The organism is Bradyrhizobium sp. STM 3561 (genome assembly GCF_045571455.1).
Classification (GTDB): Bacteria; Pseudomonadota; Alphaproteobacteria; order Rhizobiales; family Xanthobacteraceae; genus Bradyrhizobium; species Bradyrhizobium vignae.
In genome coordinates, this window is record NZ_CP120695.1 from 6230638 (window position 1) to 6249037 (window position 18400).

At 64.9% G+C, this 18400-nt stretch carries 19 protein-coding genes; 9 read left to right on the forward strand and 10 right to left on the reverse strand.

Features of this window, described 5'->3' with window-relative positions; translation table 11 throughout:
* Window positions 1-4: 4 nt before the first annotated feature.
* Window positions 5-1303: a dicarboxylate/amino acid:cation symporter gene (locus P6U28_RS29605; protein WP_407120352.1), complete on the reverse strand. Its 1299-nt coding sequence runs from the start codon at window positions 1301-1303 to the stop codon at window positions 5-7.
* Between the two features lie 212 nt (window positions 1304-1515).
* Between P6U28_RS29605 and P6U28_RS29610 the strand changes: the two genes are divergently transcribed.
* The 5 genes from P6U28_RS29610 (at window position 1516) to P6U28_RS29630 (ending at window position 6769) form a co-directional block, all read left to right on the forward strand.
* On the forward strand, window positions 1516-2517 hold the full coding sequence (locus P6U28_RS29610) for an NADP-dependent oxidoreductase (RefSeq protein WP_407120353.1): 1002 nt from the start codon (window positions 1516-1518) through the stop codon (window positions 2515-2517).
* Window positions 2518-2685: 168 nt separating this feature from the next.
* Window positions 2686-3528, forward strand: coding sequence for a cysteine rich repeat-containing protein (locus P6U28_RS29615; RefSeq protein ID WP_407120354.1), 843 nt, complete (start codon window positions 2686-2688; stop codon window positions 3526-3528).
* An 85-nt stretch (window positions 3529-3613) separates the two neighbouring features.
* Entirely contained in the window at window positions 3614-3829 is a 216-nt protein-coding gene (locus P6U28_RS29620) for a hypothetical protein (protein ID WP_129143418.1), read from the forward strand.
* 190 nt (window positions 3830-4019) lie between these two features.
* Window positions 4020-5159 (forward strand): FAD-dependent monooxygenase, encoded by a 1140-nt coding sequence (locus P6U28_RS29625; RefSeq protein WP_162500088.1) that lies wholly within the window; start codon window positions 4020-4022, stop codon window positions 5157-5159.
* Window positions 5156-6769, forward strand: coding sequence for a benzoate-CoA ligase family protein (locus P6U28_RS29630; RefSeq protein ID WP_407120355.1), 1614 nt, complete (start codon window positions 5156-5158; stop codon window positions 6767-6769). The genes P6U28_RS29625 and P6U28_RS29630 overlap by 4 nt, the downstream gene beginning before the upstream one ends.
* Window positions 6770-7043: 274 nt before the next feature.
* Here the strand turns inward: P6U28_RS29630 and P6U28_RS29635 are convergent, their stop codons facing one another.
* Window positions 7044-7556: a MarR family winged helix-turn-helix transcriptional regulator gene (locus tag P6U28_RS29635; protein WP_162500087.1), complete on the reverse strand. Its 513-nt coding sequence runs from the start codon at window positions 7554-7556 to the stop codon at window positions 7044-7046.
* On the reverse strand, window positions 7546-8178 hold the full coding sequence (gene maiA, locus P6U28_RS29640) for a maleylacetoacetate isomerase (protein ID WP_129143415.1): 633 nt from the start codon (window positions 8176-8178) through the stop codon (window positions 7546-7548). Before maiA ends, P6U28_RS29635 begins: the two co-directional genes overlap by 11 nt.
* Before the next feature lie 176 nt (window positions 8179-8354).
* On the opposite strand from maiA, the gene gtdA reads away from it, so the two are divergent.
* A complete protein-coding gene (gene gtdA / locus P6U28_RS29645) occupies window positions 8355-9395 on the forward strand; it encodes a gentisate 1,2-dioxygenase (RefSeq protein ID WP_407120356.1) in 1041 nt (346 codons plus the stop codon).
* A 113-nt stretch (window positions 9396-9508) separates the two neighbouring features.
* Here gtdA and P6U28_RS29650 read toward each other — a convergent pair whose 3' ends face one another.
* From P6U28_RS29650 to P6U28_RS29665, 4 genes are all read right to left on the reverse strand, one after another.
* The gene (locus tag P6U28_RS29650) at window positions 9509-10327 is read right to left on the reverse strand and encodes an ABC transporter permease (RefSeq protein WP_407120357.1); all 819 of its coding nucleotides are present in this window, start codon (window positions 10325-10327) and stop codon (window positions 9509-9511) included.
* Window positions 10320-11093: an ABC transporter ATP-binding protein gene (locus P6U28_RS29655; RefSeq protein ID WP_407120358.1), complete on the reverse strand. Its 774-nt coding sequence runs from the start codon at window positions 11091-11093 to the stop codon at window positions 10320-10322. The genes P6U28_RS29650 and P6U28_RS29655 overlap by 8 nt, the downstream gene beginning before the upstream one ends.
* Window positions 11094-11202: 109 nt before the next feature.
* Window positions 11203-12207 carry an ABC transporter substrate-binding protein gene (locus P6U28_RS29660; protein WP_407120359.1) on the reverse strand — a complete coding sequence of 335 codons (1005 nt, stop codon included), beginning with the start codon at window positions 12205-12207 and terminating at the stop codon, window positions 11203-11205.
* Window positions 12208-12241: 34 nt separating this feature from the next.
* Window positions 12242-13606 carry an FAD-dependent oxidoreductase gene (locus tag P6U28_RS29665; protein ID WP_407120360.1) on the reverse strand — a complete coding sequence of 455 codons (1365 nt, stop codon included), beginning with the start codon at window positions 13604-13606 and terminating at the stop codon, window positions 12242-12244.
* Window positions 13607-13716: 110 nt separating this feature from the next.
* On the opposite strand from P6U28_RS29665, the gene P6U28_RS29670 reads away from it, so the two are divergent.
* On the forward strand, window positions 13717-14601 hold the full coding sequence (locus P6U28_RS29670) for a LysR family transcriptional regulator (protein WP_407120361.1): 885 nt from the start codon (window positions 13717-13719) through the stop codon (window positions 14599-14601).
* 177 nt (window positions 14602-14778) lie between these two features.
* The gene (locus P6U28_RS29675; protein ID WP_407120362.1) at window positions 14779-15051 is read left to right on the forward strand and encodes a hypothetical protein; all 273 of its coding nucleotides are present in this window, start codon (window positions 14779-14781) and stop codon (window positions 15049-15051) included.
* Between the two features lie 3 nt (window positions 15052-15054).
* Here P6U28_RS29675 and P6U28_RS29680 read toward each other — a convergent pair whose 3' ends face one another.
* Window positions 15055-15858 carry an enoyl-CoA hydratase-related protein gene (locus P6U28_RS29680; RefSeq protein WP_407120363.1) on the reverse strand — a complete coding sequence of 268 codons (804 nt, stop codon included), beginning with the start codon at window positions 15856-15858 and terminating at the stop codon, window positions 15055-15057.
* 155 nt (window positions 15859-16013) lie between these two features.
* Here P6U28_RS29680 and P6U28_RS29685 point away from each other — a divergent pair, with 155 nt between their 5' ends.
* On the forward strand, window positions 16014-16988 hold the full coding sequence (locus P6U28_RS29685; RefSeq protein ID WP_407120364.1) for a ketopantoate reductase family protein: 975 nt from the start codon (window positions 16014-16016) through the stop codon (window positions 16986-16988).
* A gap of 3 nt (window positions 16989-16991) precedes the next feature.
* Here the strand turns inward: P6U28_RS29685 and P6U28_RS29690 are convergent, their stop codons facing one another.
* Window positions 16992-17669 (reverse strand): alpha/beta family hydrolase, encoded by a 678-nt coding sequence (locus P6U28_RS29690; protein ID WP_407120365.1) that lies wholly within the window; start codon window positions 17667-17669, stop codon window positions 16992-16994.
* 19 nt (window positions 17670-17688) lie between these two features.
* Complete coding sequence (locus P6U28_RS29695) at window positions 17689-18357, reverse strand: TetR/AcrR family transcriptional regulator (protein WP_145986947.1); 669 nt, start codon at window positions 18355-18357, stop codon at window positions 17689-17691.
* Window positions 18358-18400 lie beyond the last annotated feature (43 nt).

The following is an 18400-nucleotide window of genomic DNA, read 5'->3' on the forward strand; positions in this document are numbered from 1 at the left end:
ACCCCTAACCATGGCCGGCCATGGCAGGCACTTCGCCCGGCACCATGTCGTCGGGCACGGCGTCGTCCGGCCCCATCGCATGCTCGGGCCCAAGCTCGCCTTCCCACTTCGCCACGACCGAGGTCGCCAGCGTGTTGCCGATCACGTTGGTGGCGCTGCGACCCATGTCGAGGAAGGTGTCGATGCCCATGATCATCAAGAGGCCCGCCTCGGGGATGTTGAACTGCGCCAGGGTCGAGGCGATCACCACGAGGGAGGCGCGCGGAACGCCGGCGACGCCCTTCGAGGTGATCATCAGCGTCGCCAGCATCGCGAGCTGGGTGCCGAGCGGCATGTCGATGTGATAGCTCTGCGCGATGAAGACGGCCGCGAAAGTGCAGTACATCATCGTGCCGTCGAGATTGAAGGAATAGCCGAGCGGCAGCACGAAGCTCGAGATTCGCGACGAGGCGCCGAAGCGGTTGAGCGCCTCGAGCGTCTTCGGATAGGCTGCCTCGGAGCTCGCGGTCGAGAACGCGATCATCAACGGCTCACGAACCAGCTTCAAGAGATGGCTGTAGCGCGGACCGATGACGATGAAGCCGACGATGACCAGGATGGTCCACAGGATCGCCAGCGAGAGATAGAAGCCGCCCATGAACACGACGAGCTTCCAGAGCACCAGGAGGCCGTTCTTGGCCACTGTTGCGGTGATCGCGGCCCACACTGCGAGCGGGGCGAACAGCATGACGTAGGCTGTCACCTTCAGCATGATGTGGCCGACGTCGTCGATCATCGCCAGGATCGGCTTTGAACGTTCGGGCATGGAGCCCATCGCCACCGAGAAGAACACGGCGAAGATCACGATCTGCAGGATCTCGTTCTGCGCCATCGCGTCCGCGATCGAGGTCGGGATCAGATGGGTGAGGAATTTCTCGATCGAGAAGGCCGAGACCGGCAGGCCGGTCGATTGACCCGCCTGCGGCAGCGTGCCGGGGAAGTTGGCGCCGGGCTGCAGCAGATTGACCATGATCAGGCCGAGCAGCAGCGAGATGAAGGAAGCGCTGATGAACCAGCCCATGGTCTTGGCGAAGATGCGGCCGAGCTTGGAGCCCGAGCCCATATGGGCGATGCCGCCGACCAGGGTCGCGAACACCAGGGGCGCGATGATCATCTTGATCAGGCGCAGGAACATCATGGCGATCAGGTTGATGGAGGACGCCCAGTCGGCGCGCGTGTCGGGCAGGAAATTGTAGATCGCCGAACCCATGATGATGCCGAGCACCATCGCCGTCAGAATGTATTGCGTGAACCTGTTGGACATCGCTTACCCCCACATACGCCGACGCTTCATGATGTCGCAGATATCCGAGCGACGCAACACGCTTTGCGTCCGACCGCGTTTTCAGGATGTTCCCGTTGTGAAACGGGATGCGGCGATCTAGCCTTCATGCAGCGCACAACACATGCGGCCTGCACGTTTTGTTTGCGGCGACTGCATCAGTGATCGGCAGGACAATCAAAGAGGGAAACGCCATGAGCGGACATATCAATCGCCAGATTCTGCTGGTGGAAAAACCCAGCGGCAAGCTCGGCCCCGAGCATTTCAAGATGCTGGAGAGCACAGTGCCGGAACCGAAGGACGGCGAGGCCCTGCTGCGCGTGCGTTACATCTCGCTCGACGCCGCCAACCGCGCGTGGATGCACGGCGCGACCTATCGCTCCGCCGTCGAGGCCAACAGCGTGATGGCCGGCGGCGCCATCGCGGAGGTCGTGAGCTCGAAGGCCGAGGGGCTGGCGCCCGGCGACATCGTGTTCGGTGACACCGGCTGGCAGGAATTTGCCGCGGTGCCGGCAAAGCATCTCACCAAGATGCCGAAGCTCGAGCCGATGACCCATCTGCTCAGCGTGTTCGGCATCGCCGGCCTCACCGCCTATTTCGGTCTCCTGGAGATCGGCAAGCCCAGGGAAGGCGAGGCGGTCGTGGTTTCTGCGGCCGCGGGTTCGGTCGGCTCGATCGTCGGGCAGATCGCGAAGATCAAGGGATGTCGCGTGGTCGGCATCGCCGGTGGCATTGATAAGTGCAACTGGCTGACCTCCGAGCTCGGCTTCGATGCTGCCGTGGACTATAAGGACGGCGCGGTGTTCAAGGCGCTGCGCGCCGCCGCCCCTCACGGCATCGACGTCTATTTCGACAATGTCGGCGGCGACATTCTGGAAGCCTGCCTGCCGCAGATGAACAATTACGGCCGCATCGCCTGCTGCGGCGCGATCTCGCAATATGACGGCACGCCCGCCGCGCACGGCCCGCGCGGCGTGCCCGGGCTGATCGTGGTGAAGCGGCTCGTCATGCAGGGCTTCATCGTGATGGATTACATGAAGGAGAGCCAGCGCGCGCTCGCCGACCTGCAAGCCTGGGTCAAGTCCGGCAAGCTGAAGGTGCAGGAGGACATCATCGATGGGCTCGAGAATACGCCGAAAGCGCTGATCGGGCTCCTCGCGGGCGAGAACCGCGGCAAGCGCATGGTGAAACTGTAGCGTCGCCCCACAGCGCCGTCCTTCGACACAATCTGCTTGCGGTCGCGGACAAAGCGGCCAATGATGCCGTGTATCGCAAGGCTCCCGACGATTGCAATCGCATCACTTTTTTTTAGAGCGCCGAACGGTCATTAGAGCGCTCCAGCTATAGGGCAGGAACTCATACCGATGTTCGGGAAATTGAAGCATGGCTCCACGCGCAGCGCATTGCTGGCAGCAGCAGTGCTGTTCGCAACTGCAACGGTCGCCGTCGCGCAAGCGCCGACCGAAGCCCAGAAGAGCGCTATCCGCTCGGCATGCCGGTCGGACTTCATGGCACGTTGTTCGAGCGTGACGCCGGGCGGCGCGGAAGCGTTTCAATGCCTGCAGAAGAACATGTCCAGCCTGTCATCGGGATGCCAGACCGCCTTTCGCGCGCTCGAGCCCCCAGCGGCACCGAAGGCTGAAGCCGCTCCGGCCGCGCCGAAGACTGAAGCTGCGCCGGCGGCCCCCGCCGTACCGAAGGCCCAGGCGGCGCCTAGCACGCCGCCCGCTGAACCGGCCAGGCCGGCCGCGCCAGCGGCGGCGGCAAAGGCTGCCCCCGCCAAGCAGCCGAGCAGCGCGCAGGTCGCCGCCATCAAGAGCGCCTGCCGGTCCGACTATCCAAAAGTCTGCGCGAGCGTGACGCCGGGCGGCGCGGCTGCGCTCGAATGCCTGGAGAAGAACAAGGCAAGAGTCTCACCCTCCTGCCAAGGCGCGCTGAGCGCGGCATCCGGTCCAGCGGCTACGGCGGCACCTGCAGGTGCGGCTCCCGCGACTGCGCCCGCCGCGGCGCCGGCCACGATCGTGCTGCGGCCATTGCTGCCGCGCGAGGAGCTGTTCATCGCCAGATCGGCCTGCGGCGCCGATATCCGCACGCTCTGCGCCGGCGTGGCGCCCGGCGGCGGCCGGATCATACAATGCATTTCCAATCGGGCGGCATCGCTCTCGCCGGCCTGCAGAGAGGTACTCGCACCTTTCGCCGCGAGATAAGACGAAGCGGACTATGCACGTCCGCAGCACTGAATTGCGGCGGGTGGAGACTCAGTTTCGATCACGACAAGACCGGGAGGACAACATGCGTTCATTGCTGCTCGTTGCTTCTGCTCTGTTCGCCTTCGCCGCAACCATGACGTTCGAGACCACCGATGCCAATGCGGTGGTGTGCGCCCGCGGCGTCTATCGCGCCGGCTGCGCCGGTCCGAACGCGGCCGTCGCGGTCCGCAAGCCGGTGCCCGCGGTCCGTTGCACCAGGGTGCTGGTGAACGGGGTCTATGTGAGGCGCTGCGTCTGACGCGCCCGGGTGGCCAATCCGGCCCGGTTTCGCTATGATTCGCATCTGACGTTTTCGGGCACCCGCAAACGTGGGCCTGAAGGCGAGCTATGGCGTGCCGGCCACGCCGATAATTCCGCTGGCGCCGGGCGCTGGAGCACATTAGTCTATCCCTAGATAGTAAGTATACTGTCAATTAGGGAGGCAGACGTTGCGGATCGCCGTGATCGGCGGGGGGCCCGGTGGGCTCTACTTCGCCTATCTCTGGAAGAAGCGCCACCCCGAGGATCAGGTCGACCTGTTCGAACAGAACCCGGCCGACGCGACCTGGGGCTTTGGCGTCGTGTTCTCTGACCAGGCCCTTGAGTTCCTGCGCGCCGACGACCCCGAGACGGTCGATGCGATCGCCCCGCATATGGAGAGCTGGGAGAACATCACGCTGAACCTGCACGGCGACAGCGTCGCCATCGACGGCGTCGGCTTCTCCTCGATCGGACGGCTCGAGCTCCTCAAGTTCCTGCAACAGCGCGCGCTCGACGCCGGCATCACGCCGCGGTTTGACACGCAGATTCAGGCTATCGACCAGCTCAATGGCCACGACCTGATCGTCGCCGCCGACGGGCTGAACTCGCTGGTGCGCCGGGCCTATGAGGGCGATTTCGGCACCTCATTGTCCTACTCCTCCAACAAGTTCGTCTGGTACGGCACCTCGAAACGTTTCGACACGCTGTCGCAGACTTTCGTGAAGACCGACCGCGGCACCTTCAACGCCCATCACTACCGCTATTCGCCGACCATGAGCACCTTCCTGGTCGAATGCGATCACGCGACATGGCAGGCCTATGGCTTCGCCTACAAGGACGTCGAGCAGTCCAAGGGCATCTGCGAGGAGGTGTTTGCCGACACGCTCGGCGGTCATTGCCTCGTCTCCAACAAATCAGTCTGGCGCAACTTTCCCTGGGTCTGGAACGAGCACTGGTCGTTCAAGAACATGGTGCTGCTCGGCGACGCGCTGCATTCCGCACATTTCTCGATCGGCTCGGGCACGCGGCTCGCGATCGAGGACGCCATCGCGCTGGTCAAGGCGCTGGAGTCGGATGTGCATCTTGCGACCGCGCTGCATCGCTACCAGGCTACGCGCAAGCCGATCGTGCAGAAGCTCGTCGATGCCGCGCGCACGAGTGCGTCCTGGTACGAACACTTCGCCGAGCACATGAAGCTTCCCCTGATGGACTTTGCCTATAGCTATATCACCCGCTCCGGCCGCATCGACGATTCCCGGCTGCGCGCGATGTCGCCGGCCTTCATGGCCCGCTACGAGGCGGCCAAGAACGGCGGAGATGCGCCATGAGCAACGAGATCAGAGACCAGGTGCCCGCAGACAGCCCCGGCGCGCGCGAGATCGGCTTTGCCATTCCTGAGATTTACAATGCCAGCCGCGTGCTGTTCGACAATCTCGGCAAAGGCCGCGGCGACAAGCTCGCGCTGATGGGGCCGGCAGGCACGCGGACCTATGGCGAGCTCTGCGGCGAAGCCTGCCGCTGGGGCAACGGTTTCGCCTCGCTTGGGCTGAAGCGCGGCGACCGCGTGCTCTTGTTCCTCGACGACACGCCGGCCTATCCGGCCGCGTTCTTCGGCGCCGTGCGTGCCGGATTCGTGCCGCTCCTGATCAACACGCTGACGCCGCCGGATCTCCTGCAATTCTATCTCGCCGATTCCGGCGCGACTGTCGCGGTCGTCGAGTCCGAATTCTGCGCGCGCTTCAATGCAGAGGCCTGCAAGGACACGGGCCTGCGGACGCTGATCGTCACCAATGGCGGGGTGGGCGATCACGCGGCGCCGCGGGCAGCCGCCGCGGCAAGCTGGCTCGCGCAGTTCCCGACTGAGCTGGCGGAAGCGCCGACTCATCGCAACGAAATGGCGTTCTGGATGTACTCATCCGGCTCGACCGGGCGCCCCAAGGGCATCGTGCATCTGCAGCACGACATGGCCTACAGCGAAGCCGCCTTTGCGCGGAATGTGCTGAGACTGACGCCCGATGACGTCTGCTTCTCGGTGCCGAAGATCTTCTTCGCCTACGGCTTCGGCAATTCCGTCACCTTCCCGTTCTCGGCCGGCGCCGCGACGCTGCTGCTGCCGGGCCAGCCGAAGCCTGCGTCGATCTTCGCGGCGATCGAGCAATACAGGCCGACGGTCTTCTTCGGCCTGCCGACGCTCTACACGTCGCTGACAAAAGCCGAAGGCGCGGACAAAACCGACTTCTCGTCGCTGCGACTGTCGCTCTCCGCCGCCGAGGTGCTCTCGGCCGAGGTCTTCAACGGCTGGAAGACACTCACCGGCCTCGAGATCGTCGAAGGTCTCGGCTCGACCGAGGTGCTGCACATCTATCTCTCCAACCGCCCCGAGCAGAAGAAGCTCGGTGCCGCCGGCTTGCGCGTGCCCGGCTACGAGGTCGCGCTGCGCGACACGGATGGAAACGAGGTCGGCGACAACGAGGAAGGCATCTTGTGGGTCCGCGGCGATTCCAACACGCCGCTGTACTGGAACCGGCCAGACAAATCGGCCGAAACCATTCGCGAGGGCGGCTGGATCTACACCGGCGACCGCTTCGTCCGCGATGCCGACGGCTTTCACTTCTTCCGCGGCCGCGCCGACGATCTCATCAAGATCTCCGGCCAGTGGGTCTATCCGCTCGAAGTCGAGCTCTGTCTCGCCGACCACCCCGACATCCGCGAATGCGCGGTGTTCGCCGCCGAGTTACCGGATCGCCGCATGACGCTAAAGGCGGTGGTGGTGATGAACGACCGCGCTGCCGATCAGGTCGAAGCGACGCGCAGGCTGCAGGATTACATGAAGGGCAAGCTATTGCCCTACAAATACCCGCGCGAGGTGATTTTCATCGACGAGCTGCCGAAGACGGGCACGGGGAAGATCGACCGGCAGGCGTTGCTGCGGATGTGAGGGCGAGGACAGTCAGGAGCGCACTCGCGCCGCTACACAACCGCTGTCATCGTCCGCGCAGGCGGGCGATCCAGTATTCCAGAGACGGCGCGGCTAGAATCGAGGAGCCGCGGCGTACTGGATTCCCCGCCTGCGCGGGGAATGACAGCGGAGTTAGAGCATGATCCCGAAAAGTGTGCAGCGGTTTTCCGAAAAGATCATGCTCAAACAATAACCCAAAGCGCGATGGTGATTCATCCTGATCCCATCGCGCTTTAGAGGCTGCAGCAGGGCCTCACCCGCCCTTCCCCAGATGTTCCAGAGCATCCTCGGCCCGCAGCGGGACGCGCGAGGCCTCGTTGTTGAGATCCACCAGTTGCGCCAAGAGCCCCATCAGGGTCTTGCGGTCTGCGGGCTTCAGCGGCTCCAGCATCCGCGCCTGGGCCCGCTCGACGGCGGGGATGATCTCGCGCAGGATCGCCGCGCCTGACTTCGTCAGATACAGCAGCTTGATCCGCTTGTCCTCGGGTGCCGGCTTGCGCTCGATAAAATCCTTGGCCAGCAGCCGCTCGATCACGCTGCCGAGCGTGGAGCGGTCGAAGGCGATCACGGCCGAGAGCCGCGTCGCGTCGATGCCGGGATGAGTATGGATCGCGACCAACGCGGCATATTGCACCGGCGTGAGATCGAACGCCTTGCACTCCTCCATGAAGATCGAGACCGCGATCTGCTGCATGCGCCGGAACAGGTAGCCCGGCGCGGCATAGACGGCGTCCATCGTGATCGGAGCGGCAGGCTTATTCGGCATCGGGCTGCTTCTCCGGTGCGGCATCGGCAAACGCCGGCAGCGCCCTGGCGGCGGCCTCGGCCTTGAGCAGGCGCGGATAGGCCGAGACATCGACGCCGAAGCGGCGGGCATTGGCGAGCTGCGGCACCAGGCAGAGGTCGGCGAGCGTCGGCGCATCGCCGAAGCAGAACGGGACCGGCTCGTCCTTGATCAGCGTCTCGCAAGCCGCAAGGCCCTCGCGATTGACCCAGGCGGCCCAGTCCTGGACCTTCTCCTCGGGCAGGCCGAGCTCGCGCAACCGCGCCAGCACTTTCAGGTTCTGCACCGGATGGGTGTCGCAAGCGATCGCGAGCGCGAACGCGCGCACCTTGGCGCGCCGCAGCGGATCTTTCGGCAGCAGCGGCGGATTAGGGTGAGTCTCGTCGAGCCACTCGATAATCGCGACCGATTGGGTCAGCACTGCACCTGCATCGTTCTCCAGGGCCGGCACCAGGCCCTGCGGGTTGATGGCAAGATAAGCGGGCGCACATTGCTCGCCCTTGCGAAGGTGATGCGGCAGATGCTCGGCGCCAAGTCCCTTCAGGTTCAGCGCGATCCGCACGCGGTAAGCGGCGCTGGAGCGGAAATAGCCGTGCAGCTTCATTGGAACCCTCCCGTTTGTCATTCCGGGGCGATGCGTCAGCATAGAACCCGGAATCTCGAGATTCAGGGTTCACGCTTCGCGTGCCCCGGAATGACTGTCTTGTAGTTCACTCGTCGCATTGACGCTACATAGATCGTAAGTATACTGTCAATTTAGAAACGAACAGGAGGCGCGCCATGGAAGCCGTGACCAAGACGCCGGAACGCGAGGCGTTCTACAAGAAGATCGACGGCGAGAATCTCACCGCGCTCTGGACGGTGATGAGCGACCTGATCACGCCGGAGCCGAAGAGCGCGTGCCGCCCTCACCTCTGGAAGTTCGACGTCATCCGCGACTACATGACGGAGGCCGGCAAGCTGATCACCGCCAAGGAGGCCGAACGGCGCGTTCTGGTGCTGGAGAATCCGGGCCTGCGCGGGCAATCCAAGATCACGACCTCGCTCTATGCCGGCGTGCAGATGGTGGTGCCCGGCGACGTCGCGCCTGCGCACCGTCACAGCCAGTCGGCGCTGCGCTTCGTGCTCGAAGGCAAGGGGGCCCACACCGCCGTCGACGGCGAACGTACCGCGATGGAGCCCGGCGACTTCATCATCACGCCGTCGATGACCTGGCACGATCATTCCAACGAGACGAATGAGCCGATGTTCTGGCTGGATGGCCTCGATATTCCTTTGGTGCAGTTCTTCGACTGCTCCTTCGCCGAAGGCTCGAAAGAGGACCAGCAGAGAATTACAAAACCTGCCGGCGACAGCTTTGCCCGCTACGGCCACAACCTCTTGCCGGTCGACGTCAAGCGGAGCTCGAAGACATCGCCCATCTTCAGCTATCCCTACGCTTATACCCGAGAGGCCCTCGAGAAGGCCCGCGCGAGCCAGGACTGGGACGCATGTCACGGACTGAAGCTGAAGTTCAGCAACCCCGAGACCGGCGACTTCGCGATGCCGACGATCGGCACGTTCATTCAATTGCTGCCGAAGGGTTTTGGCACCGCGCGCTATCGTTCGACCGATGCGACGGTGTTCTGCCCGATCGAGGGCAAGGGACGCAGCCGCATTGGCGACACCGTTTTCGAGTGGGGCCCGCGCGACCTGTTCGTCGTCCCGAGCTGGCACTGGGTGACGCACGAGGCGGATGAGGACGCCGTGCTATTCAGCTTCTCGGATCGGCCCGTGCAGCAGAAGCTGGATTTGTTCAGGGAAGATCGCGGGAACGCGTGAGGCACTGGGGCTAACCACCCCGTCATTGCGAGCGAAGCGAAGCAATCCAGAATCCCTCCGCGGAGAGAATCTGGATTGCTTCGTCGCTTCGCTCCTCGCGATGACGGACGTGGCTACCGCCAGTGCAACAGCCGCATCTCCAGCCAGCCGATCACCTTTCCCACCGCCAGCCCGAATACCGAAAGGATCACCACGCCGGCGAGCAGCTGATCGGTCTGCATCAGATTGCCGGCCTGCAGCACGAAGGCGCCGATGCCGTATTGCGCGCCGATCATCTCGGCGCTGACGACGAGCAGCAGGGCCACCGAAGCCGTAATGCGGAAGCCGGCGAGGATGGCGGGCAGCGCGCCCGGCCAGATCACCTTGCGCACGATGGTGACGAAGGGCACGTTGAAACTCTGCGCCATCCGGATCAGGTTGCGCGGCACCGCATCGACGCCGCTATAGACCGAGATCGCGGTCGAGAAGAACACCCCGAGCGCAATGGTCGCGATCTTCGGCTCTTCGCCGATCCCGAGCCAGAGGATCAACAGCGGCAGCAGCGCGATCTTCGGGATCGGAAATAGCGCCGAGATGAAAGTGATGCCGACGCTGCGCGCGAGCCGCGACAGGCCGATGGCAAAGCCGACGGCGACGCCGGCCGCTGTCCCAAGCAGCCAGCCGATGCCGATGCGCAAGAGCGAAGCGGACACATGCTGCCAGAGCGCGCCTGAGACCGCGAGCTGGTAGATCGCGCGCGCGATCGCCGAGGGCGCCGGCAGGAACAGCGGGTTGACGAGCTTGGTGCTGCCCGCCGCCTGCCATATCGCGATGACCAGCGCGAGCGCAATCCAGCCGCCGAAACGGCTCGAGGCAGGCACGAAGCCGGCGCCGCGGAAGTGGACGCGGCGCGTCGTCTCATCCTTCGCAGGCAGGCCGGCGCGATCAAGCATGCTGGACCTCGCGCTCGGCGTCGATGGCTTCGTTGCGGATCAGCGACCAGATCTGGTTCTGCAAGTCCAGCAGCTTTTCACGCGCAGTGATCTCGCCGCGCGCCGCCCGCGTCATCGGCACAGGCACGACTTCGCGGATGCGCCCCGGTCGCCGCGACAGCACAACGATGCGGTCGGCGAGCCGCGCGGCCTCTTCGAGATTGTGGGTGACGTAGACCGCGCCCATGCCGCCATCGGCGAGCAGACGGACGAAATCCTCCATCAGGAGCTCGCGCGTCTGCGAATCCAGCGCCGACAGCGGCTCGTCCATCAGCAGGATGGCGGGCTTCACCGCAAGCGCGCGCGAGATGCCGACGCGCTGGCGCATGCCGCCGGACAGCTGCTTTGGATAAGTCTGGCGGAAATCGGTCAGGCCGGTGCGGCGCAGGGCGTCCTCGACCAGCGCGCGGCGCTGGGTTGCCGAGAGCTGGGTGTGCAGCAACGGAAATTCGACGTTCTCCTCCACAGTTGCCCAGGGCAGCAGCGCAAAATCCTGGAACACGAACGTCAGCGGATTGAGGCTGTCCGCCGGCGGCGCGCCGCGCAGCTCGGGCGCGCCGGAGGTCGGCTGCAGCAGCCCGCCGAGAATCGACAGCAGCGTGCTCTTGCCGCAGCCGGAGGGCCCCACGATTGCCACCACCTCGCCCGCGCTAACGGTGAAAGAGATGTCGTCGAGCACGGCGAGATCGCCGAAGCGATGGGTGATGTGGCTGGCGATCAGGTCCATGCGGCACCTTCGATTCGCGCCGCGTCATCCCGAGGTGCGAGCATTGCGGTGCAAATGCACCGCGATGGGAGCCTCGAAGGAAGACGGGTTTGGAATGGCGCTCGCCGCATCAATCCACCTTCACATAGTCCTTGGCGATGATCCCGTTCGCGTCAAAACCCTTGTCCGCGAATCCCTGCTCCTGCAGCCATTTGATCTGGTTGTCGACGTTCTTCACATCCAGCTTGCCCTCGGGATCGATATAGGCGCAATTGCCGACGACCTGCTCGACCGGCAGATTGGTGTACTTGGCGATGATCTCCAGCAGCGGCTTTGTCTGCTCATTGATCGGCGCAACGCCGTCTTTCATCGCGGCGAGGATGACGTCGTGGTACCCGCGGTCGGCCTTCGTCAAAGCGCCGAGCAGCTTGGTCACCAGCGCCTTGTTGGTCAGCGTCTTCGGCGAGGCGAACACCGCCCCTAACTGCCACGGCGTCTCGTCGCCGACCCAGCCCAGAAACTTCGCGCCGCCCTCGTCCATCAGCTTTCGCGCAGTGGAGACGGGTAGAAGCGCGGCATCGACGGTTTCGCCTTTCAGCGCGGCGGCCGCATTCGACAGCGATTGCAGCGGCACGATCTTCACATCCGCGAGCTTGAAGCCGTATTTGTCGGCGAGCAGGCCGAGCGAATAGTGAAAGCTCGATCCGACCTGCGTGACCGCAACGCGCTTGCCCGCGAGATCCTTCGCCGTCTTCAAGCCCGCGGCGAAGGCATTGTTGCTGGCGAAATAGCCGATCAGGGGATAGCCGGGCTTCTCGCGGCTCATGCCGCCGATCACCTTCAGCACGCCCTTGCCGGCGAGATTGTAGAGGCCCGCAGTGAAGGCGGTGACGCCGAAATCAACGTCGCCGGAGGTGGTGGCCACCGCGATCGGCTGCGCCGCGTCGAAGAATTTCAGTTCGACCTCCAAGCCGGCGTCGCGGAAGTAGCCCTTGTCCTGCGCGATGAAGACCGGCGCGGAGGATGACAGGCGGAGCACGCCGATCTTGGCCTTCAGCGCGTCCTCGGCCCGCGCGGTGCCGATCGCCATGATCGCCACCAGGCCTGCCAGCGCAAGCCGCACTATCCCGATCATCCCGTTCCCTCCACCGTCGTTGTCTTGCAGTCCGTTAAAGGCCTTCGGGCACAGCCTGATCTCGCCCGACGAAAGCGCCCTGTTGTTTCAACGTTTCCTGCAATTTTTCAACGGGGATGTCACGCGGGATCCTGTTTCCGGACAACGCCAGCGCCGCCGCGGAACCGGCGGCCTCACCCATCACGAAACAGGCACCGGAGACCCGCGCCGCCGACTGACCCTCATGGGTCATCGAGGCACAGCGGCCGGCGACCAGGAGATTGTCGACGCGGTCAGGCACCAGCAGCCGGTAAGGCAGTTCGTTGTAGCCGCGGGATTCCGGGATCGGCGGGAAGGTGAAGACGACGTCGCCGGGAACATGGGCTTCGATCGGCCAGCCGTTGACGCCGATGGAATCCGCGAAAGAGGCGCAGCCGAGCACGTCCTCGCCGCTGAGCTGATAGCCGCCCTTGATGCGGCGGGTCTCGCGGATGCCGAGCTGCGGCGGCAGATCGACGATGTAGGATTTTTCAAAGCCCGGCACGGTGCGCAGGAATTCGAACGCGGCGAGCGCCTGCTTGCGGCCTTCGATTTCGCCGCGGGTGAGATCGTCGGGATCAATACCGTTGATGGCGTGGCCGTCCTCGCGTGCGACTTGCGTGAAGTTCACCCGCCACTCGATGCCGGACTTTTGCGGCCGCACGATCGCGCTCTTGCGCGGGAATGCGTGGGTGCCGGCGGCCGCGGCCTTTTCCATCAATTGCGGAATGGTGCGCCAGGCCTCGCCGGCCTTTGCGGGATCGATGCCGTTGAGGCGGAGCATCATCGAGGGATAGAGCGGATGGCCGTGCGCGTCGCCGATTTCGAATGGCGCACCGGCCCAGACCGCGAGATCGCCGTCGCCGGAGCAGTCGATGAAGATCTCCGCGCGCACGGCCTGCCGACCTGCCTTGGTCTCGACCAGCAACACGTCGATGCGGCGCTCATCAGCCATGACGACGCCGGCGCCGAGCGCGTGGAAGAGGATATTCACCTTGTGGCTGGCGAGCAGTTCGTCGGCCGCGATCTTGTAGGCCGCGGTGTCGTAAGCTTGCGCGAAGACCTTGCCGAGGATCAGATGCGGCGCATTGAGGCCGTTGAGATGATCGATCCGCGCCAGCAGCTCCGACGCCATGCCCTGCACCAGCCGCCGGTGCTCACCATGGACGTTGCCGTGCAGGCCGCAAAAGTTGGTGACACCGGCTGCGGTGCCCATGCCGCCCAGAAAGCCGTAGCGTTCGATCAGTAAGGTCCGCCGTCCGGCCCGCGCCGCGGACGCCGCCGCCATGATGCCGGCCGGACCACCGCCGAGGACGACGACTTCATATTCGCCATAGAGCGGCACTCGTCGTGCCGGTTCTTCGATCATCGTGGCCCGCATGGCGCGTCCGCTCCCGGAATCTCTTGCTTGGGGCGACTATGAATTAACGCGAGCAAGCGTACAATCCACCAAAATACGCGATCAGCTTTCGCGAATCGAGAAAGATCGACATGGATATCCTGGTGAACCTTCAGGCCTTCCTCGCCACCGCGGATGCCGCCGGCTTCTCTGCCGCCGCGCGAAAGCTCAACGTCTCGACGTCGGTGGTCGCCAAGCGCGTCACGCAGCTGGAGACACGGATCGGCACGCCGCTGTTTCACCGCTCGACCCGGCAATTGCGGCTCACCGAAGCCGGGCAGCGCTATGTGCATCGCGCGCGCGGCGTCGTGGCCGATGCGACCGATCTGCTCTCGCGCATGGGCGAGAAGGGCCACGATCTCGTCGATCACTTGCGCATCAAGGCGCCGACCTCGCTGACCGTGGCACGGCTCGCCGATGCCTTCAGCGCCTTCCAGACCCAGAATCCGCGACTGAAGCTCGAGATCGTGTTGATCGATCGTCCCGTCGATCCCGTCACCGAAGGTTTTGACATCGCCATCGGCGCCTTCCCGCATTCGTTCGGCGGTGTGATCGACGAGCCGCTGTGTCCGCTGAAGCGGCTGCTCTGCGCCTCGCCGGCTTACTTGAAGAAACATGGCACGCCAAGACATCCGCGCGATCTGGTCGAGCATCGCTGCCTCAGCTTCATGCCGACCGGGCCGGAATGGGTCTTCGACGGACCGCGCGGCCGCATCAGCATCCAGGTCAGCCCACTGCTGTCCTCCAACGAAGCACACGTGCTGGCGCGCAGCGCGATCGCCGGCAACGGCATCGCACTGATCTCGCATTATCTCGTCGCGGATGCGTTGCGCGAGGGCAGGCTGAAGCCCGTGCTGCGCGACTTTCCGATTCCGGAACTGTGGGTGAAAGCTGCAATTCCCGAGCGGCGCCGCAACGCGGCCGCGGTGCAGGCGCTGCTGACGCTGCTGAAAACGTCACTGGCGCCGTCGCTGTGAGCAGCATCGGGTGGACAAAATGGCGATTGCCCTCAGACGACGGACCTGAGAGAAGAGCCGTCGCGCCCCACTGTCATCGCGATCCAGTATTCCAGAGGCGTCAAACGTGTACGGAGAGGCGGCGGCGTACTGGGTCGCCCGGTCAAGCCGGGCGACGACCAGCACCTTGGTTCACAGATGGATTCGACGCTTTTGAAATTCGCCCTGCCCGGCCTGGTCGTTCTCGCGATCTCAACCTGCCCCGCCGTGGCCGTGGAGCAGAACTGCCGCTTCATCCAGGCCAAGCCCGAGCGCGAAGCCTGCTACAAGCGGCAGGAGGACGAGCTCGCGGCGAAGCGCAAGCGGGCGCCAGCAATCGCCGAGAGCAACACGCTCGGAACGCTGCGCCAGATGCGGCAGGACGACGACGCGGTCCACCGCAGCATCAACAACATCTGCCGCGGCTGCTGACGTTCAGGCTATTCCGCCGCCCCACTTCGCCGCCCGCTTCTCGGCAAATGACGCCAGCCCCTCCGCCGCCTCCGTGCTCTGGCGCTTGAGCGAATGCAGCTGCACCAGCCGCTTGTAGACCGCATCGTCCACCGCCATGCCGCCGAACGAGCTCTCCAGCGCGAGCTTCTTGGTCTCGGCCATCGCCTCGGGTCCGTTGGCGAGCAGCTGCTCGACCACCTTGGCGCCTGCGGCTTCGAGATCTGCGAGCGCCACCACCTCGTGCACGAGGCCGATGCGGCGGGCGTCCTCTGCGCCGAAGCGTTCGCCGGTCAGCGCGTAGCGGCGCACTTGTCGGACACCGATCGCGTCGCAGAGCTGCGGGATGATGATGGCCGCCGTCAGGCCCCATCGCACCTCGGTGATCGAGAACAGCGCGTTGTCCGCGGCAATCACGACATCGCAAGCCGCGATGACGCCGGTGCCGCCGCCGAAACAGCCGCCCTGCACCAACGCGACCGTCGGGACGGCCACGGTGTTGAGCCGCTGCACGGCCTCGAAGGTCGCCCGCGAGGCCGCCTCGTTGGCCTCGGCCGATTGCGGCCGCACGCCATTGATCCATTTGAGGTCCGCGCCGGCCTGGAAATGCTTGCCGTTGCCCCTGAGAACGACCACCCGCAGGTTCGGCTTCTTAGCCAGCTCGTCCATGGCCGCGAGCACGCCTGATATCAGCGCGCCGTCATAGGCGTTGTTCACCTCCGGCCGGTTCAACGTGACGGTCGCAACCCCACGCTGATCGAGGCTCCACAGGACGGGGCTGGCAGTCATCGGCGATCCTCCGGTCGTTTATTTGCCCTGCACTATGGCCGAGGCTGCATGTCCCGATCCATATCTTTCCGGCGTAGGGCGGCCGCGTCCATCGCATGGCGGCTTGTGTCATGCTGCTGCCGGACGGCACCAAGGGATAGGTTCGGGATATCATCATGCGCATCTGCATTTTCGGCGCGGGCGCCGTCGGCAGCCACATTGCGGTTCGGCTGGCGCGCGCCGGCCACGAGGTCTCGTGCGTGATGCGCGGGGCGCATCTGGAGGCGGCGCGCGCCAATGGACTCAAGCTGCGCGTCGGCGATTCCGAGGCCGGGGCCAAGGTGGACGCGTCAGGCGATCCGGCCCAGCTCGGCCCGCAGGACGTCGTGATCTCCACGCTGAAGGCAACCGCACTGCCGGGACTGGTGTCCAGCATCAAGCCGTTGCTGCAAGACGATACCGCGATCGTGTTCGCCCAGAACGGCATTCCCTGGTGGTACGGCATCGGCCTGCCGCCGCGGCACCCGACGCCGCCGGACATTTCCTTCCTCGATCCCGGCGGGCGCCTGCGCGCCTGCATCCCCAAGGAGCGGATCATCGGCGGCGTAATCTTCTCCTCCAACGAGGTCATCGCGCCCGGGGTGGTGCAGAACCTGACGCCGGACCGCAATCGCCTTCTGATCGGCGAGTGCGACGACCGCAATTGCGAGCGCATCACCAGGCTGCGCGGGGTCTTCAACGACGCGCGGCTGGAATCGCCGCCGGTGGCCGAGATCCGCGAGGCGATCTGGTCAAAGCTGCTGACCAACATGTCGCTCTCGGTGCTGTGCCTGCTCACCGGCCAGACCGCGCGCGGCGTGCGCGACGACCCCGCCTTCGCGGAGGTGATCCCGCGCATGCTGAACGAAGCCAACGAGATCGCCCAGCATTTCATTCCCGAGGTCAAGCGCGTCACCCGCAGCGGCCCCGCCCCCAATCACAAGCCGTCGCTGCTGCAGGACTTCGAGCTCGGCCGCGCCATGGAGATCGACGTGCTGGTGAAGGCGCCCCAAGCCTTCGCACGCACCGCCGGCCTGTCGACACCGACGCTCGACCTGATCGCCGCGCTGGCGATCCAGAAGGCGCGCGACAAGGGGCTTTATTCGGCGTGAGGCTCAGGCGAGCACATCGATCCAGGCCGCGAGCGTATCCATCACCTCGGTGAGCGCCTCGTCATTGCTACGGCCGGACTTCTTCAGCACCGCAAACGAATGATCGCCGCCTTCGACCTGATGCAGCATCGCCTTCGGGCCGAGCTTCTCGACGACAGGCTTGAAATAGCTCAGATCGGCAAGCGCATCGCGCGTGCCCTGCAGGAACAGCATGGGGATGGCGATGTCGGAGAGGTGCTCGGCGCGCTCCGACGACGGCTTCTTCGCGGCATGCAGAGGAAAGCCGAGGAAGGCGAGGCCTTTGACGTCAGGCAAAGGTGCCTTCGCCTGCGCCTGCGAGGTCATGCGTCCGCCGAAAGATTTGCCACCCGCAATGAGCTTCACGCCGGGACACAGCCGCGCCGCCTCCCCGACCGCCGCGCGGATGGCGGCGTGCGCGACCGCCGGCTGGTCTGGACGCCCCTTCTTCTCTTCCATGTAAGGGAAATTGAAGCGGAACGTCGCGATGCCGCGCTCCGCGAGCCCAGCCGCGACCTTCTCCATGAAGGAATGCCGCATATCGGCGCCCGCGCCGTGCGCCAGCACGTAGCAGGCGCGCGCATGATCCGGCCGCGTCAGCATCGCCGAGACCGTGCCGATGCGCTCGATGTCGAGCTTGAGCTCCGTCGTCTTGCTCGTCATGACGTCATCCAGGCCTCGCTCAACGGCGCGCGCCACTCGCCGGCCATAGATAGTTCAGGACCTGATCAAGCGTCATCATGATCTCGCGGCGTCCGCCCTCGTTCCTCACAGAGCCGAATTTCTCTTCGAGTGCAAGCTTGGCAAAGCCGTGAACGGTCGACCAGGCCGCCGCAGCCGCCGTCTTCGCCTCCTTCGCGGTGCCGCCGACCAGCTCGGCCACGACGGTCTCGAAGGCGTGGCCGGCGGCCCGGCTCGCTTGCTTCAAGCGTGCATCGTCAGCAACGAGTCGCTTGTTCGCAAACATCATCTGGAAGCGGCCGGGATGTCTCAGCGCAAAATCGACATAGGCAAGTCCCTGGGCCCGGAGTTTTTCGCGCGCGCCCTGCTTGCCGGAGGCCGCCGCGCGCAAGGCTTCGGCCAGCGCGTCGTAACCGCGGATCGCGACCTCGGTCAGAAGGCCCTGCGCATTGCCGAAATGGTGCGACGGGGCAGCCGGCGAGACCCCGGCGCGGCGGGCGGCCTCGCGCAGCGTGAAACCCTCGGCACCCTGCTCCGCCAGAATGGCTTCGCTGGCGGCGATCAGCGCCTCCTGCAATTCGCCGTGATGATAGCCGGGCTCCGGCTTCGACCGGGTCAAACCGGCGCTGCGTTTGCCTGAGGAGGCCTGCTTCTTCATGTAACTTGACACTGTTTAGATCGCGGTCTACCAATCTTAACACTGTTCAGATTGA

Coding starts and splice junctions, on each gene's coding strand:
- P6U28_RS29605 (WP_407120352.1), bottom strand. CDS start 1,303: ATGTCCAACAGGTTCACGCAATACATTCTGACGGCGATGGTGCTCGGC.
- P6U28_RS29610 (WP_407120353.1), top strand. CDS start 1,516: ATGAGCGGACATATCAATCGCCAGATTCTGCTGGTGGAAAAACCCAGC.
- P6U28_RS29615 (WP_407120354.1), top strand. CDS start 2,686: ATGTTCGGGAAATTGAAGCATGGCTCCACGCGCAGCGCATTGCTGGCA.
- P6U28_RS29620 (WP_129143418.1), top strand. CDS start 3,614: ATGCGTTCATTGCTGCTCGTTGCTTCTGCTCTGTTCGCCTTCGCCGCA.
- P6U28_RS29630 (WP_407120355.1), top strand. CDS start 5,156: ATGAGCAACGAGATCAGAGACCAGGTGCCCGCAGACAGCCCCGGCGCG.
- P6U28_RS29635 (WP_162500087.1), bottom strand. CDS start 7,556: ATGCCGAATAAGCCTGCCGCTCCGATCACGATGGACGCCGTCTATGCC.
- maiA (WP_129143415.1), bottom strand. CDS start 8,178: ATGAAGCTGCACGGCTATTTCCGCTCCAGCGCCGCTTACCGCGTGCGG.
- gtdA (WP_407120356.1), top strand. CDS start 8,355: ATGGAAGCCGTGACCAAGACGCCGGAACGCGAGGCGTTCTACAAGAAG.
- P6U28_RS29650 (WP_407120357.1), bottom strand. CDS start 10,327: ATGCTTGATCGCGCCGGCCTGCCTGCGAAGGATGAGACGACGCGCCGC.
- P6U28_RS29655 (WP_407120358.1), bottom strand. CDS start 11,093: ATGGACCTGATCGCCAGCCACATCACCCATCGCTTCGGCGATCTCGCC.
- P6U28_RS29660 (WP_407120359.1), bottom strand. CDS start 12,207: ATGATCGGGATAGTGCGGCTTGCGCTGGCAGGCCTGGTGGCGATCATG.
- P6U28_RS29665 (WP_407120360.1), bottom strand. CDS start 13,606: ATGCGGGCCACGATGATCGAAGAACCGGCACGACGAGTGCCGCTCTAT.
- P6U28_RS29670 (WP_407120361.1), top strand. CDS start 13,717: ATGGATATCCTGGTGAACCTTCAGGCCTTCCTCGCCACCGCGGATGCC.
- P6U28_RS29675 (WP_407120362.1), top strand. CDS start 14,779: ATGGATTCGACGCTTTTGAAATTCGCCCTGCCCGGCCTGGTCGTTCTC.
- P6U28_RS29680 (WP_407120363.1), bottom strand. CDS start 15,858: ATGACTGCCAGCCCCGTCCTGTGGAGCCTCGATCAGCGTGGGGTTGCG.
- P6U28_RS29685 (WP_407120364.1), top strand. CDS start 16,014: ATGCGCATCTGCATTTTCGGCGCGGGCGCCGTCGGCAGCCACATTGCG.
- P6U28_RS29690 (WP_407120365.1), bottom strand. CDS start 17,669: ATGACGAGCAAGACGACGGAGCTCAAGCTCGACATCGAGCGCATCGGC.